Genomic DNA, 20,047 nt, shown 5'->3' on the forward strand with positions numbered 1-20,047 from the left:
AACCCGGTCCGGGCAGGCCCGGACCGGGTTCATGTGTCAGCGCGAGGTCAAGCGCCGCGGCGCTGTGACGACGGACCGGACTGGCCGTCCTCGTCCGCGTCCTCGTCGTCGTTGTACAGATCCGCGTACTGTGCGTACGGGTCATCTTCCTCGTCGTCGTCCTCGAACGGCTCGGCGTTCGGTGGCTGACTCGAAGGCGATGCGCCCAGCTCATTGGCCAGACGCGACAGGTCCGTTCCGCCGCTGCTGTACTTCAGCTGGCGGGCGACCTTTGTCTGCTTGGCCTTTGCCCGGCCGCGCCCCATGGCTCGACCCCCTCGGTGACGGGGCTCGACGGCCCCAGAGTCTTGACACGCGTTCATGTTTCAGGACGGACTCTCAGCAGAGAGACCGCGCCCGTGGCTTTAACCGTACCTGCTTCCTCGGCCATACGGTACGCCGCCCGCACCACCCGCCTTCGCGCAGGACCGTGGAGGAGCCCGTCCTCGCTGGTCACACATGACTTTAACCTCTTGTGGACGGCCGACCCGCCGACCGGAGTGAGTCTTGTCTCCCCGGTCCCCACGAGTCCCTTCGGCCGCCTCCCCGCCCCCCTGGGGCGGGGCCTCCGTCACCGGGCTCACCCGCACAGCCCGGTGACGGCTCCTCGTCCCCGCGGTGACGTGTCAGTGACGGCGGGCGTCCGCCATCCGCTGTTCCGCGATCCGGTCGGCCGCCGCAGCCGGCGGGATCCCATCCGCCTTCGCACGTGCGAATATGGCCAGCGTGGTGTCGAAGATCCTCGTGGCCTTGGCCTTGCACCGGTCGAAGTCGAAACCGTGCAGCTCGTCGGCGACCTGGATCACACCACCAGCGTTCACCACGTAGTCCGGGGCGTACAGGATCGACCGGTCCGCCAGGTCCTTCTCGACGCCCGTGTGCGCGAGCTGGTTGTTGGCCGCGCCGCAGACCACCTTGGCGGTGAGCGCGGGAACGCTCTCGTCGTTCAGGGCGCCGCCGAGCGCGCACGGAGCGTAGATGTCGAGCCCCTCGGTGCGGATCAGCGCGTCCGTGTCGACCGCCACCGAGATCTCGGGGTGCAGAGCGGTGATGGCGCGCACGGACTCCTCGCGCACGTCCGTCACGACGACTTCGGCGCCGTCGCTCAGCAGGTGCTCCACCAGGTGGCGGCCGACCTTGCCGACGCCCGCGACGCCCACCTTGCGGCCGCGCAGCGTGGGGTCGCCCCACAGGTGCTGCGCCGAGGCCCTCATGCCCTGGAAGACACCGAAGGAGGTGAGGACGGAGGAGTCTCCCGCGCCGCCGTTCTCGGGGGAGCGGCCGGTGGTCCAGCGGCACTCCCGGGCGACGACGTCCATGTCGGCGACGTAGGTCCCGACGTCACAGGCGGTCACGTAGCGCCCGCCCAGGGAGGCGACGAACCGCCCGTAAGCCAGGAGCAGTTCCTCGGACTTGATCCGGTCCGGATCGCCGATGATGACGGCCTTGCCGCCACCGTGGTCGAGGCCGGCCAGGGCGTTCTTGTACGACATGCCGCGCGACAGGTTCAGCGCGTCCGCGACGGCCTCCTCCTCGGAGGCGTACGGATAGAAGCGGGTTCCGCCGAGGGCCGGGCCCAGGGCGGTGGAGTGGAGGGCGATGACGGCCTTGAGGCCGCTGGCGCGGTCCTGGCAGATCACGACCTGCTCGTGGCCACCCTGATCCGAGTGGAACAGGGTGTGCAGTACGTCTACGGGTACGACAGGTACGCCGGTCACATCGGTCACTGTGGTGACTCCCAAGTACGAAGCGGCGGAGAACCCTCCTGAAGGTGGGGAGGGTCCCGGACGGCCCGGCACCGGCCGGTCCGACTGGGCAAGAGCGTAAGTCCTCATGACACGTGGATCTGTTCCCCCGACCGGTATCACCCCCCTGTGGAGTACCGGCGTGACACGATCTGCCGCATGTCGGTGGTGTCTTCGGTGCTCGTCCCTTACGCGTCCTACCTGCGGGTGTACGAACCGCTGGCCGCCTTCCGCGAACCCGAGCGGGGGCACTGGACGCGTTACGCGCAGCGCTCCGAGCTCCCCACGGCCCAGGACGAACTGCGCCGCTCGCTGGCGGACCTGGTTCCGACCCCTCCGGTGGCGGTGCCGGTGCACGAGAGCGCGGACGCCTTCGTCGCCCTGGTCGACGGGGTGGTCTGCGTCTGTCCTTGGCGGACCCGGATGCGGGGCTGGCTGGCCATGAGCGAACTGGGGGGTCTGTTTCCGGCCACCGTGCTGGACGCGGTACTGCCGCCGGTGGTGCGGGGGCAGGCGGCGGCGGATCACGAGCGGTGGGCCGAGCGGAATCCGGACGCCCGGCCCTGGATCCGGACCACGGTGTGGCATGTGCCGGTGCGCTGGTTCGTCCTGTTCGCCGACGAGGAGCGGGAGTACGTCGCCGGTGCCGACGGGGGCCGGCTGCTGCGCTACCGGACCCCGATGGTGCAGGCGAGACGCCGGCTGGCGAGGGCGCTGCGGACGCTTCGGGAGACCGTCGACGAGGGGCCGCTGACCGAGGGGCTCGTCGAGGTGGGGCGCTGGCTGGAGGAGTTCCATCCGCGCGGCATGGTCGAGCTGGACTACGGCGGCCTGGTCCACGCACTGAGCGCCGAGCAGCTCGCCGCGGACCGGTCGGCCGCGGACGTGGCCGCGGGCATCGAGGCCCTGCGCTCCGGTGACAACGACGCTGCGGGTGTCGCGTACGGGCGCCTCGCCGACCGCTGGCGGGCGGTGCGTGACCTACAATCCTCCAACTAGCCTGAATCGGTGTGAATTGGAGCGCACCCTCGCATAGAGGAGCTTTCGCGAGGGAAGAGACATCCTGTGAGGTGTCCGACATCTGAAGGCACCGAGAGGGGCGGCGGGGGTGAACGAGGATGTCCTGAGGGGACTTGACGGGCCGTGAACCGGCGCCGGATGTGATGCGTGTGACATGTGAGGCAGGATGCCGCTCGCTAGGTCCGGGACCTACGTCCCGAACCGGGCCTATGCCTCAAGCGTGACGGACAGCACTTACGGGGCCCTTGCGCCCTTCCCTACTCCTCATGCCAAAATAGGACAAGGAGTTCGGGGAGGACTCTGTCCACCCAACTATGGGTGGAATGCTCAGCATTGCACGCTATGGGGGGTCTGATGACTTCTGACGACTCCTGGTTGTCCTGTGACTGATCGTTACTGACGGGTGACTGTCCGCTATGGCATGGTCCATCGGCTTCCGTCGCTGATGAACACCTGGGAGGGCAATTCCATCGGTTTGGCCGACGTGGCTGGACTGATGGTGTAGTTGTAGTGCCGAGGACAAGCCGTTCGTCCTATAACCGACTCGGCCTGCGTCCGCCATTCCGGGCAACGCGGGTCAAGGTGCAGAATTTAGAGGAAAGAACCGAGATTGTTCGGTTCTCCCGAGGAGGCCGCTCATGACCGCTCGCACCCCTGATGCCGAGCCGCTGCTGACCCCGGCTGAGGTTGCCACGATGTTCCGCGTGGACCCGAAGACGGTCACTCGCTGGGCAAAGGCGGGCAAGCTCACGTCCATCCGCACGCTCGGTGGACATCGCCGGTACCGCGAGGCAGAGGTCCGCGCACTGCTTGCGGGTATTCCGCAGCAGCGCAGCGAGGCCTGACACACCCCTGTCGCCGCAGCCACAACTGGGCACTGAAGGGTCCCCCAGCCCCCGGTGGTCCCACTCATAGCACCACACGACGGGCGCCCGCCCCAACGGGCGCCGAACCTGTGACATGCGGGTACGTCGTTCGATCGCGTTGGACTCCGCCGGGTCCAGCGCGATCTTTTTTGTGCCCGGACAGGCCCGGAAGGCCTGTCCGGAGGCGTCTTTGAGGGTGCCCTCATCGGCGCGCCCCGAGGTGCCCGCGGCTGCCCGAATGGCCTGATCGGCTGCCTGAACCTGCCGACGGGTCGGTTTGTGAAGAGTCGGCGTGTGACGGTGTGCGGCCCTGTTCGGGACTGTTCGCCCGGGTCCCGGGTGCCGTGGGCCGGCTCGGGTGGAACGGTCCGGGATGTGCTTCCGGGGCAGTGCAATTGCACATATTAAATTCGCCAGTTGTAGGGAGGGCGTAAGATCCCCCCTGCGGAAAACTGTTTCCGTGACTCCCGTCACACCGGCGAACCCTTGCCAACTACGAGCCTGCCACTGCGAGGGGGTGCTCGGCTGCAGCAGATGGTCATGTCGCGGAAGGACTTTCGTCCCCGGAGTGACCGTGCGGGTGGTCGCGGGCGCGGTCCACGCCGGCCCCGTCGCCGTCCGTCGTCGGCCCGGCCGCACGGTGTGACGCCCCGGCGTCGCCCGCAGGGGTGTCGGTGGCGGCCCCGGGGCCTGTCGGCGGCTCGCTCGACCCGTCGGTGCCCCCGGGCGCGTACGGCGCCTGTGGGGCCGTCAGGGGCTCCATGGCGAGCCTCAGCAGCCGATGGCAGATCGGACAGTTCGGTGTGAGGTGGCGGTAGCCGGACGCGGCCGCCAGATGGGCGCGCAGCAGCGCGCGGGTCTCGTGCCTTTCCGTGGGCGCAGGCATGCGTGCGGCCTCCCGGTGGACCCGGCCGCCCCGCGAGGGAACAGGGACGGACTCCGTCCTACGGGGTTACCCGCGCCGGGAGCCGGAGTCAAGACGCACGGAAGCCCGGATCCAGAGGATCCGGGCTTCCGGCTACTGCGGTCCTGACGGGATTTGAACCCGCGGCCTCCACCTTGACAGGGTGGCGAGCACTCCAAACTGCTCCACAGGACCTTGTTTTCGCTGCCTGCCTTGCGGCCTGCTGCGAAGACAGACTGTACAGGAGGTCCGAGTGCCAGGTCGAACTCACTCACCGTGGGGGTGCCATTACGGCACCGTGCGGGGCGGGTTCAGGGAGCGGCGGCGTCGATGGCCTTCACGATCCGCTTGTCCGAGACGGGCTGGGCGGTGCCGAGCGCGTGCGCGAAGTAGCTCACGCGCAGCTCCTCGATCATCCAGCTGATGTCCAGGACCTCCTGGGGCACGGGCCGCCCCTGGGGCAGTTGTTCGAGCAGCCAGGCGTACTCGTCCTGCATCTCGTGGACCTTCTCCATGCGCGTGGTGTCGCGCTGGACGTTCGTCGGCATCTGCTGGAGCCGGCGGTCCTCGGCGACCAGGTAGCGCATCAGGTCGGGCAGCCTGCGCAGCCCGGTCGCGGTGACGAACCCCGGCGGCACGAGGCGGGCCAGGTGATCCCGTACGTCCGTCACGTTGTTGATCAGGACCAGACTGTTCGTCGACTTCAGCCGTCGCTCACAGGCCTGCCAGGCGGCCAGGATCTGCTGCACCTGGCCGATCGTGCGGACGGTGAGGTCCACGAGGTCGGCGCGGACCTTGTCGTACAGCTTCCGGAACGACGCCTCGTCCCAGGCGGGGCCGCCGTGCGCGGCGATGAGGCGGTCGGCCGCGGCCGTCGCGCAGTCGTCGAACAGCGCCTGGATGGAGCCGTGCGGATTGCGGGACAGCGCCAGCTTCTGCTGGTTGGTGAGCTTGTCGGAGGCGAACTTGGCCGGGTTCACCGGGATGTTCAGCAGGATCAGCCTCCGGGTGCCCCGCCACATCGCCTGCTGCTGTTCGGCCTCCGTGTCGAAGAGCCGCACGGCTACGGTCGCGCCCTGGTCGACGAGGGCCGGGTAGGCCTTCACCGGCTGCCCGGCCCTCCGGGTCTCGAAGATCCGGTCGAGGGCGCCGATCGTCCAGTCCGTGAGACCCGAACGCTCGATGGACTCGCCCGAGGGGCCCGCGGTGGCCGCCGCGGCCTTGGAGAGGGCCTGACGGGCCTTCGGGCGCAGTTGGAGCTTCAGTGCCTCCAGGTCCTTGTCCTCCGCGACCTTGCGGCGCCGTTCGTCGGTGATCCGGAAGGTGATCTTCAGATGGTCCGGGATCCGCGACAGGTCGAAGTCGTCCGCCGTGACCGGGACGCCGACCATGCGCTGGAGCTCGCGGGCGAGCGTCAGCGGCAGCGGCTCCTGGAGCGGGACGGCCCGGTCCAGGAACTTGGTGGCGTAGTTCGGGGCCGGGACGTAGTGCCGGCGGATGGGCTTCGGCAGCGATCGGATGAGCTCGGTGACCACCTCTTCGCGGAGTCCCGGGATCTGCCAGTCGAAGCCCTCCGAGGTGACCTGGTTGAGCACCTGGAGTGGGATGTGGACGGTGACACCGTCGGCGTCGGCTCCGGGCTCGAACTGGTAGGTCACCCGGAATTTGAGCTTCCCCTGCCGCCAGGAGTCCGGGTAGTCGTCCTTGGTGACGGCCCCGGCCTTCTCGTTGATGAGCATCGAGCGCTCGAAGTCGAGCGCGTCCGGCTCGTCGCGGCGCTTGTGCTTCCACCAGGAGTCGAAGTGGGCGCCGGAGACGATGTGCTCGGGGATCCGCTGATCGTAGAAGTCGAAGAGCGTCTCGTCGTCCACGAGGATGTCGCGGCGTCGGGCGCGGTGCTCCAACTCCTCGACCTCGCCGAGCAGTTTGCGGTTGTCGTTGAAGAACTGGTGGTGAGTGCGCCAGTCCCCCTCGACCAGGGCGTTGCGGATGAACAGATCGCGGGACGCCTCCTGGTCGATGCGGCCGAAATTGATCTTGCGCTGGGCGACGATGGGTACCCCGTAGAGCGTGACCCGTTCGTACGCCATCACCGCCGCCTGGTCCTTCTCCCAGTGCGGCTCGCTGTAGGTGCGCTTCAGGAGGTGCTGGGCGAGTGGCTCGATCCACTCCGGCTCGACCTTCGCGTTGACCCGCGCCCACAGGCGGGAGGTCTCGACCAGCTCGGCCGACATCACGAAGCGCGGCTGCTTCTTGAACAGCGCGGAGCCCGGGAAGATCGCGAACTTCGCGCTGCGGGCGCCCACGTACTCGTTCTTCTCGGTGTCCTTCAGACCGATGTGCGACAGGAGTCCGGCGAGCAGGGAGGTGTGCACCGACTGCTCGGGAGCATCGGTGTCCTTGACCTCGATGCCCATCTGCTTGGCGACGCTGCGCAGCTGCGCGTAGATGTCCTGCCACTCACGGATCCGCAGGAAGTTCAGGTACTCCTGCTTGCACATCCGGCGGAAGCTGGAGGAGCCGCGCTCCTTCTGCTGCTCACGGATGTAGCGCCACAGGTTCAGGAACGCCAGGAAGTCCGACGTCTCGTCCTTGAAGCGGGCGTGGTTCTGGTCGGCCTGCGTCTGCTTCTCCGAGGGCCGCTCGCGCGGGTCCTGGATGGAGAGTGCCGCCGCGATGACCATGACCTCGCGGGCGCAGCCGTTGCGTTCGGCCTCGATGACCATGCGGGCAAGACGCGGGTCGACGGGCAGCTGGGAGAGCTTGCGGCCCAGCGGGGTGAGGCGCTTCTTCGGGTCCTTCTCCGCCGGGTCGAGGGCGCCGAGCTCCTGCAGCAGCTGGACGCCGTCGCGGATGTTGCGGTGGTCCGGCGGGTCGATGAAGGGGAACTTCTCGATGTCGCCGAGGCCTGCCGCGGTCATCTGGAGGATGACGGAGGCGAGGTTGGTCCGCAGGATCTCCGGGTCGGTGAACTCCGGGCGGGTCAGGAAGTCGTCCTCGGAGTACAGCCGGATGCAGATGCCGTCCGACGTACGGCCGCAGCGGCCCTTGCGCTGGTTGGCGCTGGCCTGCGAGACCCGCTCGATCGGCAGCCGCTGGACCTTGGTGCGGTGGCTGTAGCGGGAGATGCGGGCGTTGCCCGGGTCGATCACGTACTTGATGCCGGGGACGGTCAGCGAGGTCTCCGCGACGTTCGTCGCCAGGACGATCCTGCGACCGGTATGGCGCTGGAAAACCCGGTGCTGCTCGGCGTGCGACAGGCGCGCGTAGAGGGGGAGGACCTCGGTGTGTCTGAGGTTGCGCTTGTTCAGGGCGTCCGCGGTGTCGCGGATCTCCCGCTCCCCGGAGAGGAAGACCAGGACGTCCCCCGGCGCCTCCCCCGAGAGTTCGTCCACCGCGTCGCAGATCGCGGTGATCTGATCCCGGTCGGAGTCGTCGCCGCCCTCCTCGAGGAGTGGGCGGTAGCGGACCTCCACCGGATACGTACGCCCGCTGACCTCCACGATGGGCGCCTTGCCGAAGTGCTGGGCGAAGCGCTCCGGGTCGATGGTCGCCGAGGTGATGACGACCTTCAGGTCGGGGCGCTTGGGCAGGAGCCTGGCCAGATAGCCCAGCAGGAAATCGATGTTCAGCGACCGCTCGTGGGCCTCGTCGATGATGATCGTGTCGTAGGCGAGGAGCTCGCGGTCCGTCTGGATCTCGGCCAGCAGGATGCCGTCCGTCATCAGCTTCACGAAGGTCGCGTCCGGGTTCACCTGGTCGGTGAAGCGCACCTTCCAGCCGACCGCTTCGCCGAGCGGGGTCTTCAGCTCGTCCGCGACGCGTTCGGCGACGGTGCGGGCCGCGATCCGGCGGGGCTGGGTGTGCCCGATCATGCCCCGGACGCCACGACCCAGCTCCATGCAGATCTTCGGGATCTGCGTGGTCTTGCCCGAGCCGGTCTCACCGGCGACGATCACGACCTGGTGGTCGCGTATCGCCTCCAGGATCTCGTCCTTCTTCTGGCTGACCGGAAGCTGCTCCGGGTACGAGAGGGCGGGCATCCGCGCGGCGCGTCCCGCGAGCCGATCGGATGCCTTTCCGGCCTCGGCGGAGATCTCGTCCAGCACGGACTGGCGGGCCTCGGGCTTGCGGATGCGGCGGGCACCCTCGAGGCGACGGCCGAGCCGGTGCGCGTCGCGGAGCGAGAGCTGCCCGAGCTGGGACTGGAGATCGGCGAAGGAAGTAGACATACGGACCCCAGGATCTCACCCGGGCGTGAGGAGTGGCGAACGTATTTCGTCCGGGCCGTGTCACACCCGCTCCCGAGGGGCCTGCGCGACCGACCCGGTGACGGAGCGGGGGCGGGCGGTCACAGCACGTACCATTCCGGGCAACTGATGACCCGTTGTCCGCACACGGCGGATCCCACTCGTACTCCCGCGGATCCCGCTCGTTCCCCCCCCCCCGCACTCGCACGGAGCGCCGAATGCCCCCGCCCCCTCGCCCGTCGCCGTCCGCGAAGAAGCCGTCCTCCGCGAAGAAGCCGGCGCTTCTCGGCCTCGTCGTCGTCCTCGCCGCCGGGCTGCTCGGATTCGTGTCCTACCGGGCGACCGCCCCGGACGGGCCCGCCTCCGACACACCGGCCTCCGCCACGACCGCCGGAGCGGACTCCGACGTCTACAGGGAGCTGGCGGAACTCGCCCGTCGTGACGCCGGCGACAAGCTGGCGCAGGGCCGCACCGACGCCCCCGTCGTCCTCATCGAATACGCCGACTTCCAGTGCGGGTACTGCGGGAAGTTCGCCCGGGACACCGAACCCGAACTGATCAGGAGGTACGTCGACGACGGCACCCTGCGCATCGAGTGGCGCAACTTCCCGATCTTCGGCGAGACGTCCGAGGCAGCCGCCCGCGCCTCCTGGGCGGCGGGACGGCAGGACCGCTTCTGGCCCTTCCACCGGGCCGCCTACGCGAAGGACGCCAAGGAGAAGGGCTTCGGCAAGGACCGCCTCAGGGCCCTCGCCCGGCAGGCCGGCGTGAAGGACCTCGACCGCTTCGCGCGGGACACGGAGAGCGCTGCGGCGAGCGAAGCGGTCCGCGAGGACCGGGAACAGGCATACGGGATCGGGGCGACCTCCACCCCGTCCTTCCTCATCAACGGCCGCCCCCTGGCCGGAGCCCAGCCCATGGCCGTGTTCACCCAGGCCATCGAGGACGCGGCGGCGGAGGAAGCGAATGTCGGAAGCGCCGGGAAACCCGCCGAGTGACCCCGGACATCGGCTACTTCGCGGCTCTGCTCGGTGGGCTGCTGGCCCTCGTCAGCCCGTGCAGCGCCCTGCTGCTCCCTGCCTTCTTCGCGTACTCGGTCGACTCGACCTCACGGCTCCTTGCGCGCACGGGCATCTTCTACGCCGGTCTCGCCACGACCCTCGTCCCGCTCGGAGCCGCGGGTTCCTACGCGGGCCGGCTCTTCCACGGGCACCGTGACGCGCTCGTCCTCGGTGCGGGCTGGCTGATCATCGGGCTCGGCCTCGCGCAGATCGTGGGCCTCGGCTTCGCCTCCCGCCGGATCGCCGCCCTCAGCGGCCGCATCCGGCCCACGACCGCCCTCTCCGTCTACGCCCTCGGCGCGGTCTACGGGCTGGCGGGCTTCTGCGCCGGCCCGATCCTCGGCAGCGTCCTCACGGTGGCCGCCGTCAGCGGCAGCCCCGTCTACGGCGGACTGCTGCTGGCCGTCTACGCGCTGGGCATGGCCGTCCCGCTGTTCGTCCTCGCCCTGCTCTGGGAACGCTTCGACCTCGGCCACCGGGCCTGGCTGCGCGGCAGGCCGCTGCGCGCCGGCCGCTTCGAGCTGCACAGCACCTCGCTGCTCTCCGGCCTCTTCTTCATCGCGTTGGGCGCGCTCTTCCTGGTGTACGACGGGGCGACCGCGCTGCCCGGACTCCTGGACGTGGACGACTCGTTCGCCGTCGAGCAGTGGGCCCGGCGGCTCGGCGAACGGGTGCCGGACTCGGCGGCTCTGACAGTGCTGGTGGCGGTGGCGCTGCTCGGGCCGGCCGTGCAGGCGGTGCGGCGCCGGCGTGACCGCTGACGGTGGGGCCTCAACGGCGAAAGCCCCGTCCGGGGGACGGGGCTTTCGGGTGGTGGCTGGGGCCGGGATCGAACCGGCGACCTATCGCTTTTCAGGCGATCGCTCGTACCAACTGAGCTACCCAGCCACGCAGCTCGTACGGGCTGCAGCGGTCCTGACGGGATTTGAACCCGCGGCCTCCACCTTGACAGGGTGGCGAGCACTCCAAACTGCTCCACAGGACCTAGCTAGTGTGCGAGACAAGTCTCGCACACGGTAAAGCGTGCCCCCAACGGGATTCGAACCCGTGCTACCGCCTTGAAAGGGCGGCGTCCTGGGCCACTAGACGATGAGGGCTAAGGGCCCACCTGCGCGCTTTCCAGCGCGTCGGGGACGTGAGAAGCATATGGGATGCGGGGAGGTATCGCCAAAACGGTTTACGGGGAGGTCGTCGAGACGCTCGGGGAGGGGGACGTGGTCTTCAGGTTCTCCTCCGGGAGGTGGCGGCCGACCTCGGCCGTCGTGAGGCCGAGACCGCCGAGGGTGATCTCGTCCCAGGCCTGCAGATGTTGGGTGGGTCGGTCCAGGTACAGGACCGAGGCGCGCACCTTCTCGGGCTTCTGGTTCTGCACGGCGCGCAGTCCGCCGCCGCCCGTGGAGCCCTCGACCTTCAGCCGCGTACCCAACGGCAGCAGTTCGTTCACCCGGTGGTGCACATGACCCGCCAGGACCAGCGGAACCGTTCCGTCGGTCTTCCGTGCCGCGTCCGGGTCGTGCGCCACCGCGATGTCCACCGGGGTCCCCGCCCGCTCCTGGTCGCGCAGTGCCGAGGCGAGGCGCATCCCCGCGAGCTGTTCGGAGGCCTTGCCGCCGGTGGGGCGCGAGCGGTCCGGGGTGAACTGGGGGTCCCCGGTGCCGGCGATCCTCAGCCCGGCCACGTCCACCGCGTCGCCCTCGTCGAGGACGTGCACGTTCTTCGTCTTCTCCAGATGGGCCTGGGTCTGCTTCGAGTCGTGGTTGCCCCTGACCCACACGTACGGCGCCCCGAGATCACGGACGGGGTCCAGGAATCCGTTCTCCGCGGCGGTGCCGTGGTCCATCGTGTCGCCCGAGTCGATGATCACGTCGATCTCGTACTGCTCGACCAGCGAGCTGATGATGTGCCAGGCGGCGGGGTTGAGATGGATGTCCGAGACGTGCAGGACCCGGATGGTCCCCGGGTCCGGCTGGTACACGGGCAGCGTGGACGTGGCGTCGTACAGCTTGGTCACGTTGGTGACGAGCCGGGCCAGTTCCTGCTGGTAGACGTCGAACTCGGTGACGATCGAGCGGGCGTCGCCGACGACCGACGGGGCGCTGGAGAGCAGCCCGGAGAATTTCGGCTCCAGGACGGACTTCGGGTTCCACGTCGCGTACGCGCTGACGCCCGAGGCGGCCAGCAGTGCCAGGGCGAGGCCCCCGGCGGCCAGGGCGCGGCGCGGGCGCCGGTAGACGACGAGGCCGAGCGCGGTGGCGCCGGACACCACGGCCACGCAGGAACGGACGGCGAGCTCCCGGGTGCCGGAGGCGACGTCGTCGGTCACCTCGTCCTGCAGACCGGAGAGGCGCTCGGGGTGCTTGACCAGGGCCTGCGAGCGCTCCGGGTCCAGTTGGTCCACGTCCACGTCCAGGCGGACCGGTGCGCGGTGGGAGTCCAGCTCCAGCGCTCCGAGCGGCGACACGTTGATCTTGGTGCCGCCGCTCACCGACGGCCGCAGGGTCATGGTGGTGTCCACGGGCCCCACCGGCGTACGCACGCTGCCGACGACCAGCAGGCCGAGCCAGGCGCCCAGTACGACCACGGCGAGCAGGCCGAGCGCGCGCTTCCAGGGGTGCGTGGCGGGGGTGAGCCCGCCGGTGGGGGCGGTGGCGCTGGAGCGGGAGCGGAGGCGGCGGACACGGGCTGCTGCGGCGTGGAACGGGCGTGCCATTGGGCCCGTATGCCCCGATCGGGTGCCGGGCATGCGGGCGGGTCGCGGACGTGTGGGCCGGGCGGGTGGCCCCGGGGACTGCGCCCGGGTGCACGCTCCCCACACGTCGCTCTTCCCGGTACGTGACAATGGCCGTGTGCTGGAGATGACGCGCGAGGAGTTCGAAGAGCTGGTGAGCCTGGCCCTTGACCGGGTCCCGCCGGAGCTGATGCGGCTGATGGACAACGTCGCGGTGTTCGTGGAGGAGGAACCCGAGGATCCGGAGGACAGGGAGCTGCTGGGCCTCTACGAGGGCACACCGCTCACCGAGCGCGGCGAGTGGTACGCGGGGGTGCTGCCGGACCGGATCACCATCTACCGGGGGCCGACGCTCCGGATGTGCGAGACCCGGGAGGACGTGGTCGCCGAGACGGAGATCACCGTGGTCCACGAGATCGCCCACCACTTCGGCATCGACGACGAGCGGCTGCACGAGCTGGGGTACGGGTGAGCACCCAGGAGCCCTGGCCGGCCCGGCCCGCAGTCGACCCGGACGTCGATCTCTCCGTACCGGCGCAGCGCGCCGAGACCGCGGGCTCAGGCCGGTGGCGGGTCCTGGGGGTGATCGCGGCGGGCGGCGCCCTGGGGGCCACGGCGCGTTACGCGGCGTCCCTGGCCTGGCCGGTCGCCGACGGGGCCTTCCCCTGGTCCGTCTTCGGGGTCAACGTGACGGGCTGTGCCCTGATCGGGGTGCTGATGGTGCTGCTCGCGGAACGGGACGGGGCCGCGCATCCGCTGGTGCGGCCGTTCCTGGGGGTCGGGGTGCTCGGCGGGTTCACCACGTTCTCGACGTACGCCGCCGACGTGTCGAAGCTGCTGGTGCGTCAGGAGGTGGCGACGGCCGTGGCCTACGCGGCCGCGACGGCCGTCGCGGCGCTCGGCGCCGTGTGGGCGGCGGCCGCGTCCACCCGGGCCCTGCTGGACGGGCGGGGGCGGACGTCGTGACCTGGCTGCTGGTCGCGCTCGGGGGCGCCGTCGGGGCGCCGCTGCGCTATCTGACGGACCGTGCGGTGCAGGCCCGGCACGGCGCGGGGCTGCCGTACGTCTTCCCGTGGGGGACCTTCACGGTCAACGCGGCGGGCAGCCTGCTGCTCGGGGTGCTCACAGGGGCCATGGTGTCCTCCCCCGTCCACGCCCTCCTCGGTACGGGCCTGTGCGGGGCGCTGACGACGTACTCGACGTTCTCGTACGAGACCCTGCGGCTGGCCGAGGCGGGCCGGGGCTTCCTGGCGGGGGCCAATGCGCTGGCGTCCCTGCTGGTGGGGCTCGGGGCGGTGTTCCTGGGGGCGGAACTGGCGGGGGGCTTCTGAGGTTCCGTGCGGTGGCGTCCCGCCCGGCGGTGCCTGTGCGGGTGTTGTGTCCGGGCGTGTCCCCGGCGGGGGCAGGGGAGTTGGACACATCGCTCTCCCGTCCCGCTGTCTCTCCCCTCCCCGGAGGTGCCACCCCGTGCGCCAGTTGTCCGCCCGCGTCCGCTGGGCAGCCGTCACCGCGCTGACGATCGCCGCGTCCACAGGCTGTGTGAGCGTCGGGGACGACGCCGGGAAGCCTTCACCCTCGAGGTCCGCCGACCGGAAGGGCGCGTCGGTCATGCCGGACGGCGGCACCGTGTCCGGTACCGGCGGGTCAGGCTCCGGCGGCGGTGGCCGTGCCGAGACGCAGACCGACCGGGGTGCCTCCCGTGAGCCGGACGCCAAGTCCTCCGGCCGCGCCCACTCGGCGGGTCCCGAGGACGCCCGGCCGGTGCCCGGCGGCCCCGGCAGCCCGGAACCGACCCGGGGCGGCCCGCTGCCGACCGCGGAGCCCAGTGCCCCCGGCCCGGGTGAGCCGCCGGCTCCGCCGGTCACCCCCGAGGAGCCCCCGCCCTCGCCCGATCCGGAGCCCTCGCCGCCGTCGGATCCGCCCTCCGCGTCGCCCGCGGCCCAGTTGCGCACGCACGCGACGGGGGTCCCGGAGCGCGCCGGGAAGCGGCCCACTCCCCGGGTGTCACCGCAGGTCGCGCCGGTGTGAGCCGGTTCGCGGCGACCCCGGTTTGCACGAATGGGGGGAGGGTGCGTATGGTAGTAGATCGTTTGATCCTATGCCCGGCGCCGACACAGAAGAGCGCCGTGTGGCGCGTACTCTCCCTTGCCGTGGCTGGACCGCATTGAGGCGGTCGAAATTGCGAAAACACGGAGTTACGGGCGCGTGCCGAGACTCCGGAAGGTTTCGCATTTCGCATGTCAATTTCCAGTTCTGACCACACCGTCATGCCCGAGAACGACGTCGAGAACATCGAGGTCGTGCAGGCCGCCGAGGCCGTGGTGGCCCAGGCTCCCGAGGCAGCCGACGAGACCCCCGCCGCGGAGCCCGCGGTCGCCGAGAGCCCCGTCGAGGAGATCTCCGTCGCGGAGGTCGCCGAGGAAACCCTCTCCGAGGAGGCCGCCGAGGACGCCGAGCCCGGCATCACGTTCGCGTCGCTCGGGCTGCCCGAGGGCATCGTCCGCAAGCTCGCGCAGAACGGTGTGACGGCCCCCTTCCCGATCCAGGCCGCGACCATCCCGGACGCCCTGGCCGGCAAGGACATCCTCGGCCGTGGCCGCACCGGCTCGGGCAAGACGCTCTCCTTCGGTCTGCCGACCCTGGCCGCGCTGGCCGGTGGGCACACCGAGAAGAAGAAGCCCCGCGCGATCATCCTCACGCCTACCCGTGAGCTCGCGATGCAGGTCGCGGACGCACTGCAGCCCTACGGCGACGTGCTCGGCCTGAAGATGAAGGTCGTCTGCGGCGGTACGTCGATGGGCAACCAGATCTACGCGCTGGAGCGCGGTGTCGACGTCCTCGTCGCCACCCCGGGCCGGCTGCGCGACATCATCAACCGTGGCGCCTGCTCCCTGGCCAACGTCCAGGTCGCGGTCCTCGACGAGGCCGACCAGATGTCGGACCTGGGCTTCCTGCCCGAGGTCACCGAGCTGCTCGACCAGATCCCCGGTGGCGGCCAGCGCATGCTCTTCTCCGCCACGATGGAGAACGAGATCGGCACGCTCGTCAAGCGCTACCTGAGCAACCCGGTCACCCACGAGGTCGACAGCGCCCAGGGCAACGTCTCGACCATGTCGCACCACGTCCTCGTCGTGAAGCCGAAGGACAAGGCGCCGGTCACGGCCGCGATCGCCGCCCGCAAGGGCCGCACGATCATCTTCGTCCGCACCCAGCTGGGCGCCGACCGCATCGCCGAGCAGCTCATCGAGTCCGGTGTGAAGGCCGACGCGCTGCACGGCGGCATGACGCAGGGCGCCCGTACCCGCGTCCTCGAGGACTTCAAGAAGGGCTACGTCAACGCCCTCGTCGCCACCGACGTCGCCGCCCGCGGCATCCACGTCGACGGCATCGACCTCGTCCTCAACGTGGACCCGGCCGGCGACCACAAGGACTACCTGCACCGCTCGGGCCGTACCGCCCGTGCCGGCAAGTCCGGTGTCGTCGTGTCGCTGGCGCTTCCGCACCAGCGTCGCCAGATCTTCCGCCTCATGGAGGACGCGGGCGTCGACGCCTCGCGTCACATCGTCCAGGGCGCCGGCGTCTTCGAGCCCGAGGTCGCCGAGATCACCGGAGCGCGGTCGCTGACCGAGGTCCAGGCCGACTCCGCGAACAACGCGGCCAAGCAGGCCGAGCGCGAGGCCGCCGACCTCACCAAGCAGCTGGAGCGCGTCCAGCGCCGTGCCGTCGAGCTGCGCGAGGAGGCCGACCGCCTGGTCGCCCGTGCCGCCCGCGAGCGGGGCGACGACCCGGAGGCGGCGGTGGCCGAGGTGGCCGCCGAGGCCGAGGCCGCGCTCGTCGCAGCCGTGTCCGTACCCGAGCAGCCGGCCGCGCGTGACGACCGTCGCGACGACCGGGGCAACTTCAGCCGCCGTGACGACCGCGGTGGCAACGACCGTGGCGGTTACCGCGGCGGCAACGACCGTACCGGCGAGCGCAGTGGACGCCCCGCCGGCGGCAGCGGTTACCGCGGCAGCAACGACCGTCCGTCGTTCCGCGGCAGCAGCGACCGTCCGTCCGGTGGCTTCCGTTCCGGTGGCGAGCGTCGTGACGACCGCGGCGGCGACCGTGGTGGCCGTTCGTTCGAGCGTCGTGACAACGACCGTCCGTCGTTCAACCGCGAGCGTCGTGACGACCGCCCCTCGGGCGGCTTCCGCTCCGGCGGCGAGCGTCGTGACGACCGTCCGTCCGGTGGCTTCCGTTCCGGTGGCGAGCGTCGTGACGACCGCGGCGGCGACCGTGGTGGCCGTTCGTTCGAGCGTCGTGACAACGACCGTCCGTCGTTCAACCGCGAGCGTCGTGACGACCGCCCCTCGGGCGGCTTCCGCTCCGGCGGCAGCGATCGCCCGTTCAACCGCGACCGTCGTGACGACCGCCCCTCGGGTGGCTTCCGCTCCGGTGGCGGCGACCGCCCGACCGGCCGCCGCGACGACCACCGCGGTGGCACCGGCACGGGTACCGGCACCGGCACCTTCGGCCGCCGTGACGACAAGCCGCGCTGGAAGCGCAACGGCTGAGTCCGGCTGACCGACTGAACGCTCCTCGGGGCCCGCACGACACTTCGGTGTCGTGCGGGCCCCGAGGCGTTTCCGGCGACCCTGCGAGGGCATCGCTGGGGGCATGACAAACGACGAAGCGGTGGCCGCCGAGCCGCCACCCGACGCCCTCGAGGCACCTCCGGCCGCGTCCTCCGACGAGGAACGGCTGGCCGAACTCGGATACACCCAGGTGCTCGCCCGCCGGATGTCCGCCTTCTCCAACTACGCCGTCTCGTTCACGATCATCTCGGTGCTCTCCGGCTGCCTGACGCTGTATCTGTTCGGCATGAACACCGGCGGACCCGCCGTCATCACGTGGGGTTGGGTCGGCGTCGGGCTGATGACGCTGTTCGTCGGGCTGGCGATGGCCGAGATCTGTTCGGCGTACCCGACGTCCGCGGGTCTGTACTTCTGGGCCCACCGGCTCGCTCCGCCACGCTCGGCCGCGGCGTGGGCCTGGTTCGCCGGCTGGTTCAACGTGCTGGGCCAGGTGGCCGTCACCGCCGGCATCGACTTCGGGGCGGCGTCCTTCCTCGGGGCCTACCTGAACCTCCAGTTCGGCTTCGAGGTCACACCCGGCCGTACGATCCTGCTCTTCGCCGCGATCCTGGTCCTGCACGGCCTCCTGAACACCTTCGGCGTGGGAATCGTCGCCGTCCTCAACAACGTCAGCGTGTGGTGGCACGTGGTCGGGGTCGCCGTCATCGTGGGCGCGCTCACCTTCGTGCCCGACTCGCACCAGTCGGCGTCGTACGTCTTCACCGAGTTCGTCAACAACACCGGCTGGGGAAGCGGCTTCTACGTCGTGATGATCGGCCTGCTGATGGCGCAGTACACCTTCACCGGGTACGACGCCTCCGCCCACATGACGGAGGAGACCCACGACGCGGCCGTGGCGGGCCCGCGTGGCATCGTGCAGTCCATCTGGACGTCCTGGATCGCCGGCTTCGTGCTCCTGCTGGGCTTCACCTTCGCCATCCAGTCCTACGACGGCGCCCTGAACTCCCCGACGGGAGCACCGCCCGCCCAGATCCTCCTGGACGCGCTGGGCGCCACCACGGGCAAGCTCCTGCTGCTCGTCGTGATCGGCGCGCAGTTGTTCTGCGGGATGGCGTCGGTGACCGCGAACAGCCGCATGATCTACGCCTTCTCGCGCGACGGGGCGCTGCCCTTCTCGCGCGTCTGGCACACGGTCAGCCCCCGCACCCGCACCCCTGTCGCGGCGGTCTGGCTGGCCGCGCTCGGCGCACTGGCCCTCGGCCTCCCGTACCTGATCAACGTCACCGCGTACGCCGCCGTCACGTCCATCGCGGTGATCGGCCTGTACATCGCCTACGTCATCCCGACCCTGCTCAGACTGCTGCGGGGCGAGGACTTCGTCCGGGGCCCCTGGCACCTGGGCCGATGGTCCCGGCCCATCGGGATCGTCGCGGTGACCTGGGTCGGGGTGATCACGGTGCTGTTCATGCTGCCCCAGGTGTCCCCGATCACCTGGGAGAGCTTCAACTACGCTCCCCTGGCGGTCCTGGTGGTGCTCGGCTTCGCCGCCGTCTGGTGGCTGGTCTCGGCCCGCCACTGGTTCCTCAAGCCGGCCGACCCGGATCACAAGCGCACGAACACGGCCGAATCCTCCGACTGACCGGGCGCTCCCGGGCACGACAGGGCCCGGCACCCGATACCCGATCGGCTGCCGGGCCCGGGGAAGCTATGCTCGGGGGTGATCCATCAGGGGCCGTTAGCTCAATTGGTCAGAGCAGCGGACTTTTAATCCGTTGGTTGTGGGTTCGAGTCCCACACGGCCTACCGATCGCAGGGAAGGGGCACCCCTTCTGACCTGCTACTTAGCGCCTCGACCGGCTTCATCCGGTCGGGGCGCTTCGTCGTCCCGGGGCTCTTGCGTGAGCGATGCGTGAGCGGACGGCCCGAAGCAGGGCCGGACGAAGGCGTATCTGGGAGCACGAGGCAGGGTCCCGCGGCTACAAGCGCGAGGCGGCGTCCGCCCAGAGAGGCATGTACAAGCCTTCGCCGACGGCCTCCTCTTCGTACCAGCTGGTGCCGGCCAGCCAGGCTTCCAGCCACTCGGCGAGACAGCCCGCGTCTACGAACCAGGTGCCAGACAGTTCCTGATCGTGGATCGCGTTCGGTTCGAAGAGCAAGACGGTCCCGCCCTGGCTCGGGCAGTCGACCCCGGCGACCATGGCGCAGCCCCAGTCCAGGATCGGCACGACGCCCTTGGTCCAGGATCACCAGGTGTCCGCGTCGGCAGGCGGAATGCAATCGAGATAGCTGTCCGCCACCGTCGACTCGTCGTCGGACTGAGGTGCGGGTGTGAGCGACAGCAGGGACTCCGCAGGGCCGAAGCCCCCGTCGCCCACCCGCTGACACAGTGCGGCGAGGAGGGGGTGCAGCCGGAATCCGAGCCGCTTCTCTGGGGCAATCAGTCCGACAGCAGTGATGGGTGTCTGGAGGCGCCCACTCTCCGCAGACTTTGCTGCGACCCGTCCGAGCAGATCAGCAGACACGTTGATTCGGCCTCGCCCCTGGACGGCTGGACGCTGCACCGGCTGCGGCACTCCGCGTTCAGCCACGACGCCGAGGATGGTACCCCCACCCCGATGCTGCTGGCCCGCTCCCGCCACGCTTCCGGCCGCTCCCGGAGCGGTACACCCGTCCCGGTGTGGACACGGTCGCCCGGCACGTCGCCGAACGCGATCCCGCAGCCCGGCGCAACCCGCCCCGCTGACAGGCGAGAGCGGTCAGAGGTTGGGGGGACTTGAGCGAGGCGACCGCCGCCGCATCGCCCACCGCTGTCGCCGCTTTGACCGACGGCCGCCACTAGCGCGTCAGCCAGAGCCCCTTC

General features: G+C 70.2%; 17 protein-coding genes and 5 tRNA genes. 11 read left to right on the forward strand and 11 right to left on the reverse strand.

Going from position 1 to position 20,047, the window contains the following annotated elements; all coding sequences use genetic code 11:
* Positions 1 to 47: 47 nt before the first annotated feature.
* Together JOC24_RS07330 and JOC24_RS07335 are read right to left on the reverse strand one after the other, a co-directional pair.
* Positions 48 to 305 (reverse strand): DUF3073 domain-containing protein, encoded by a 258-nt coding sequence (locus JOC24_RS07330; RefSeq protein ID WP_031097368.1) that lies wholly within the window; start codon positions 303 to 305, stop codon positions 48 to 50.
* A 360-nt stretch (positions 306 to 665) separates the two neighbouring features.
* Complete coding sequence (locus JOC24_RS07335; RefSeq protein WP_205019263.1) at positions 666 to 1,766, reverse strand: Leu/Phe/Val dehydrogenase; 1,101 nt, start codon at positions 1,764 to 1,766, stop codon at positions 666 to 668.
* 177 nt (positions 1,767 to 1,943) lie between these two features.
* On the opposite strand from JOC24_RS07335, the gene JOC24_RS07340 reads away from it, so the two are divergent.
* Together JOC24_RS07340 and bldC are read left to right on the forward strand one after the other, a co-directional pair.
* Positions 1,944 to 2,783: a hypothetical protein gene (locus JOC24_RS07340; protein ID WP_205019264.1), complete on the forward strand. Its 840-nt coding sequence runs from the start codon at positions 1,944 to 1,946 to the stop codon at positions 2,781 to 2,783.
* 659 nt (positions 2,784 to 3,442) lie between these two features.
* Complete coding sequence (bldC, locus tag JOC24_RS07345; RefSeq protein ID WP_003949541.1) at positions 3,443 to 3,649, forward strand: developmental transcriptional regulator BldC; 207 nt, start codon at positions 3,443 to 3,445, stop codon at positions 3,647 to 3,649.
* A gap of 559 nt (positions 3,650 to 4,208) precedes the next feature.
* Here the strand turns inward: bldC and JOC24_RS07350 are convergent.
* The 3 genes from JOC24_RS07350 to hrpA all read right to left on the reverse strand — a co-directional run bounded on the left by JOC24_RS07350 (position 4,209) and on the right by hrpA (position 8,806).
* Complete coding sequence (locus JOC24_RS07350; RefSeq protein ID WP_205019265.1) at positions 4,209 to 4,556, reverse strand: DUF6274 family protein; 348 nt, start codon at positions 4,554 to 4,556, stop codon at positions 4,209 to 4,211.
* A 138-nt stretch (positions 4,557 to 4,694) separates the two neighbouring features.
* Positions 4,695 to 4,769 (reverse strand) — tRNA-Asp (locus JOC24_RS07355).
* 116 nt (positions 4,770 to 4,885) lie between these two features.
* Positions 4,886 to 8,806 carry an ATP-dependent RNA helicase HrpA gene (gene hrpA / locus JOC24_RS07360; protein ID WP_205019266.1) on the reverse strand — a complete coding sequence of 1,307 codons (3,921 nt, stop codon included), beginning with the start codon at positions 8,804 to 8,806 and terminating at the stop codon, positions 4,886 to 4,888.
* 236 nt (positions 8,807 to 9,042) lie between these two features.
* Between hrpA and JOC24_RS07365 the strand changes: the two genes are divergently transcribed.
* Complete coding sequence (locus tag JOC24_RS07365) at positions 9,043 to 9,822, forward strand: DsbA family protein (protein WP_205019267.1); 780 nt, start codon at positions 9,043 to 9,045, stop codon at positions 9,820 to 9,822.
* Positions 9,819 to 10,646: a cytochrome c biogenesis CcdA family protein gene (locus JOC24_RS07370; RefSeq protein ID WP_205019268.1), complete on the forward strand. Its 828-nt coding sequence runs from the start codon at positions 9,819 to 9,821 to the stop codon at positions 10,644 to 10,646. Before JOC24_RS07365 ends, JOC24_RS07370 begins: the two co-directional genes overlap by 4 nt.
* Positions 10,647 to 10,696: 50 nt before the next feature.
* On the opposite strand, the gene JOC24_RS07375 is transcribed toward JOC24_RS07370, so the two are convergent.
* From JOC24_RS07375 to JOC24_RS07390, 4 genes are all read right to left on the reverse strand, one after another.
* Positions 10,697 to 10,773 (reverse strand) — tRNA-Phe (locus tag JOC24_RS07375).
* A gap of 22 nt (positions 10,774 to 10,795) precedes the next feature.
* Positions 10,796 to 10,870 (reverse strand) — tRNA-Asp (locus tag JOC24_RS07380).
* A 39-nt stretch (positions 10,871 to 10,909) separates the two neighbouring features.
* A tRNA-Glu gene (locus JOC24_RS07385) sits at positions 10,910 to 10,982 on the reverse strand.
* Between the two features lie 80 nt (positions 10,983 to 11,062).
* Positions 11,063 to 12,595 carry a metallophosphoesterase family protein gene (locus JOC24_RS07390; protein WP_205019269.1) on the reverse strand — a complete coding sequence of 511 codons (1,533 nt, stop codon included), beginning with the start codon at positions 12,593 to 12,595 and terminating at the stop codon, positions 11,063 to 11,065.
* A 145-nt stretch (positions 12,596 to 12,740) separates the two neighbouring features.
* On the opposite strand from JOC24_RS07390, the gene JOC24_RS07395 reads away from it, so the two are divergent.
* The 7 genes from JOC24_RS07395 (at position 12,741) to JOC24_RS07425 (ending at position 18,990) form a co-directional block, all read left to right on the forward strand.
* Complete coding sequence (locus JOC24_RS07395; protein WP_030123167.1) at positions 12,741 to 13,085, forward strand: metallopeptidase family protein; 345 nt, start codon at positions 12,741 to 12,743, stop codon at positions 13,083 to 13,085.
* Positions 13,082 to 13,579 carry a FluC/FEX family fluoride channel gene (locus JOC24_RS07400; protein ID WP_205019270.1) on the forward strand — a complete coding sequence of 166 codons (498 nt, stop codon included), beginning with the start codon at positions 13,082 to 13,084 and terminating at the stop codon, positions 13,577 to 13,579. The genes JOC24_RS07395 and JOC24_RS07400 overlap by 4 nt, the downstream gene beginning before the upstream one ends.
* A complete protein-coding gene (locus tag JOC24_RS07405) occupies positions 13,576 to 13,944 on the forward strand; it encodes a fluoride efflux transporter FluC (RefSeq protein ID WP_205019271.1) in 369 nt (122 codons plus the stop codon). The genes JOC24_RS07400 and JOC24_RS07405 overlap by 4 nt, the downstream gene beginning before the upstream one ends.
* 136 nt (positions 13,945 to 14,080) lie before the next feature.
* A complete protein-coding gene (locus tag JOC24_RS07410; RefSeq protein ID WP_205019272.1) occupies positions 14,081 to 14,641 on the forward strand; it encodes a hypothetical protein in 561 nt (186 codons plus the stop codon).
* A gap of 239 nt (positions 14,642 to 14,880) precedes the next feature.
* Positions 14,881 to 17,166, forward strand: a complete 2,286-nt coding sequence (locus JOC24_RS07415) for a DEAD/DEAH box helicase (protein ID WP_205019273.1) — start codon at positions 14,881 to 14,883, stop codon at positions 17,164 to 17,166.
* A gap of 103 nt (positions 17,167 to 17,269) precedes the next feature.
* Positions 17,270 to 18,826: an amino acid permease gene (locus JOC24_RS07420; RefSeq protein ID WP_239579817.1), complete on the forward strand. Its 1,557-nt coding sequence runs from the start codon at positions 17,270 to 17,272 to the stop codon at positions 18,824 to 18,826.
* A gap of 90 nt (positions 18,827 to 18,916) precedes the next feature.
* Positions 18,917 to 18,990 (forward strand) — tRNA-Lys (locus JOC24_RS07425).
* Positions 18,991 to 19,163: 173 nt separating this feature from the next.
* Here the strand turns inward: JOC24_RS07425 and JOC24_RS33090 are convergent.
* The gene (locus tag JOC24_RS33090; RefSeq protein ID WP_239579819.1) at positions 19,164 to 19,412 is read right to left on the reverse strand and encodes a hypothetical protein; all 249 of its coding nucleotides are present in this window, start codon (positions 19,410 to 19,412) and stop codon (positions 19,164 to 19,166) included.
* 18 nt (positions 19,413 to 19,430) lie between these two features.
* Positions 19,431 to 19,562: a hypothetical protein gene (locus JOC24_RS33775; RefSeq protein ID WP_275588345.1), complete on the reverse strand. Its 132-nt coding sequence runs from the start codon at positions 19,560 to 19,562 to the stop codon at positions 19,431 to 19,433.
* Positions 19,563 to 20,047 lie beyond the last annotated feature (485 nt).

This window comes from Streptomyces sp. HB132 (assembly GCF_016909575.1).
Classification (GTDB): domain Bacteria; phylum Actinomycetota; class Actinomycetes; order Streptomycetales; family Streptomycetaceae; genus Streptomyces.

What these genes read in the sequence shown, in the direction of transcription:
- JOC24_RS07390 (WP_205019269.1), bottom strand. Translation starts at nt 12,595, where the DNA reads ATGGCACGCCCGTTCCACGCCGCAGCAGCCCGTGTCCGCCGCCTCCGC.
- JOC24_RS07420 (WP_239579817.1), top strand. Translation starts at nt 17,270, where the DNA reads ATGACAAACGACGAAGCGGTGGCCGCCGAGCCGCCACCCGACGCCCTC.
- hrpA (WP_205019266.1), bottom strand. Translation starts at nt 8,806, where the DNA reads ATGTCTACTTCCTTCGCCGATCTCCAGTCCCAGCTCGGGCAGCTCTCG.
- JOC24_RS07415 (WP_205019273.1), top strand. Translation starts at nt 14,881, where the DNA reads ATGCCCGAGAACGACGTCGAGAACATCGAGGTCGTGCAGGCCGCCGAG.
- bldC (WP_003949541.1), top strand. Translation starts at nt 3,443, where the DNA reads ATGACCGCTCGCACCCCTGATGCCGAGCCGCTGCTGACCCCGGCTGAG.
- JOC24_RS07395 (WP_030123167.1), top strand. Translation starts at nt 12,741, where the DNA reads ATGACGCGCGAGGAGTTCGAAGAGCTGGTGAGCCTGGCCCTTGACCGG.
- JOC24_RS07350 (WP_205019265.1), bottom strand. Translation starts at nt 4,556, where the DNA reads ATGCCTGCGCCCACGGAAAGGCACGAGACCCGCGCGCTGCTGCGCGCC.
- JOC24_RS07365 (WP_205019267.1), top strand. Translation starts at nt 9,043, where the DNA reads ATGCCCCCGCCCCCTCGCCCGTCGCCGTCCGCGAAGAAGCCGTCCTCC.
- JOC24_RS07330 (WP_031097368.1), bottom strand. Translation starts at nt 305, where the DNA reads ATGGGGCGCGGCCGGGCAAAGGCCAAGCAGACAAAGGTCGCCCGCCAG.
- JOC24_RS07340 (WP_205019264.1), top strand. Translation starts at nt 1,944, where the DNA reads ATGTCGGTGGTGTCTTCGGTGCTCGTCCCTTACGCGTCCTACCTGCGG.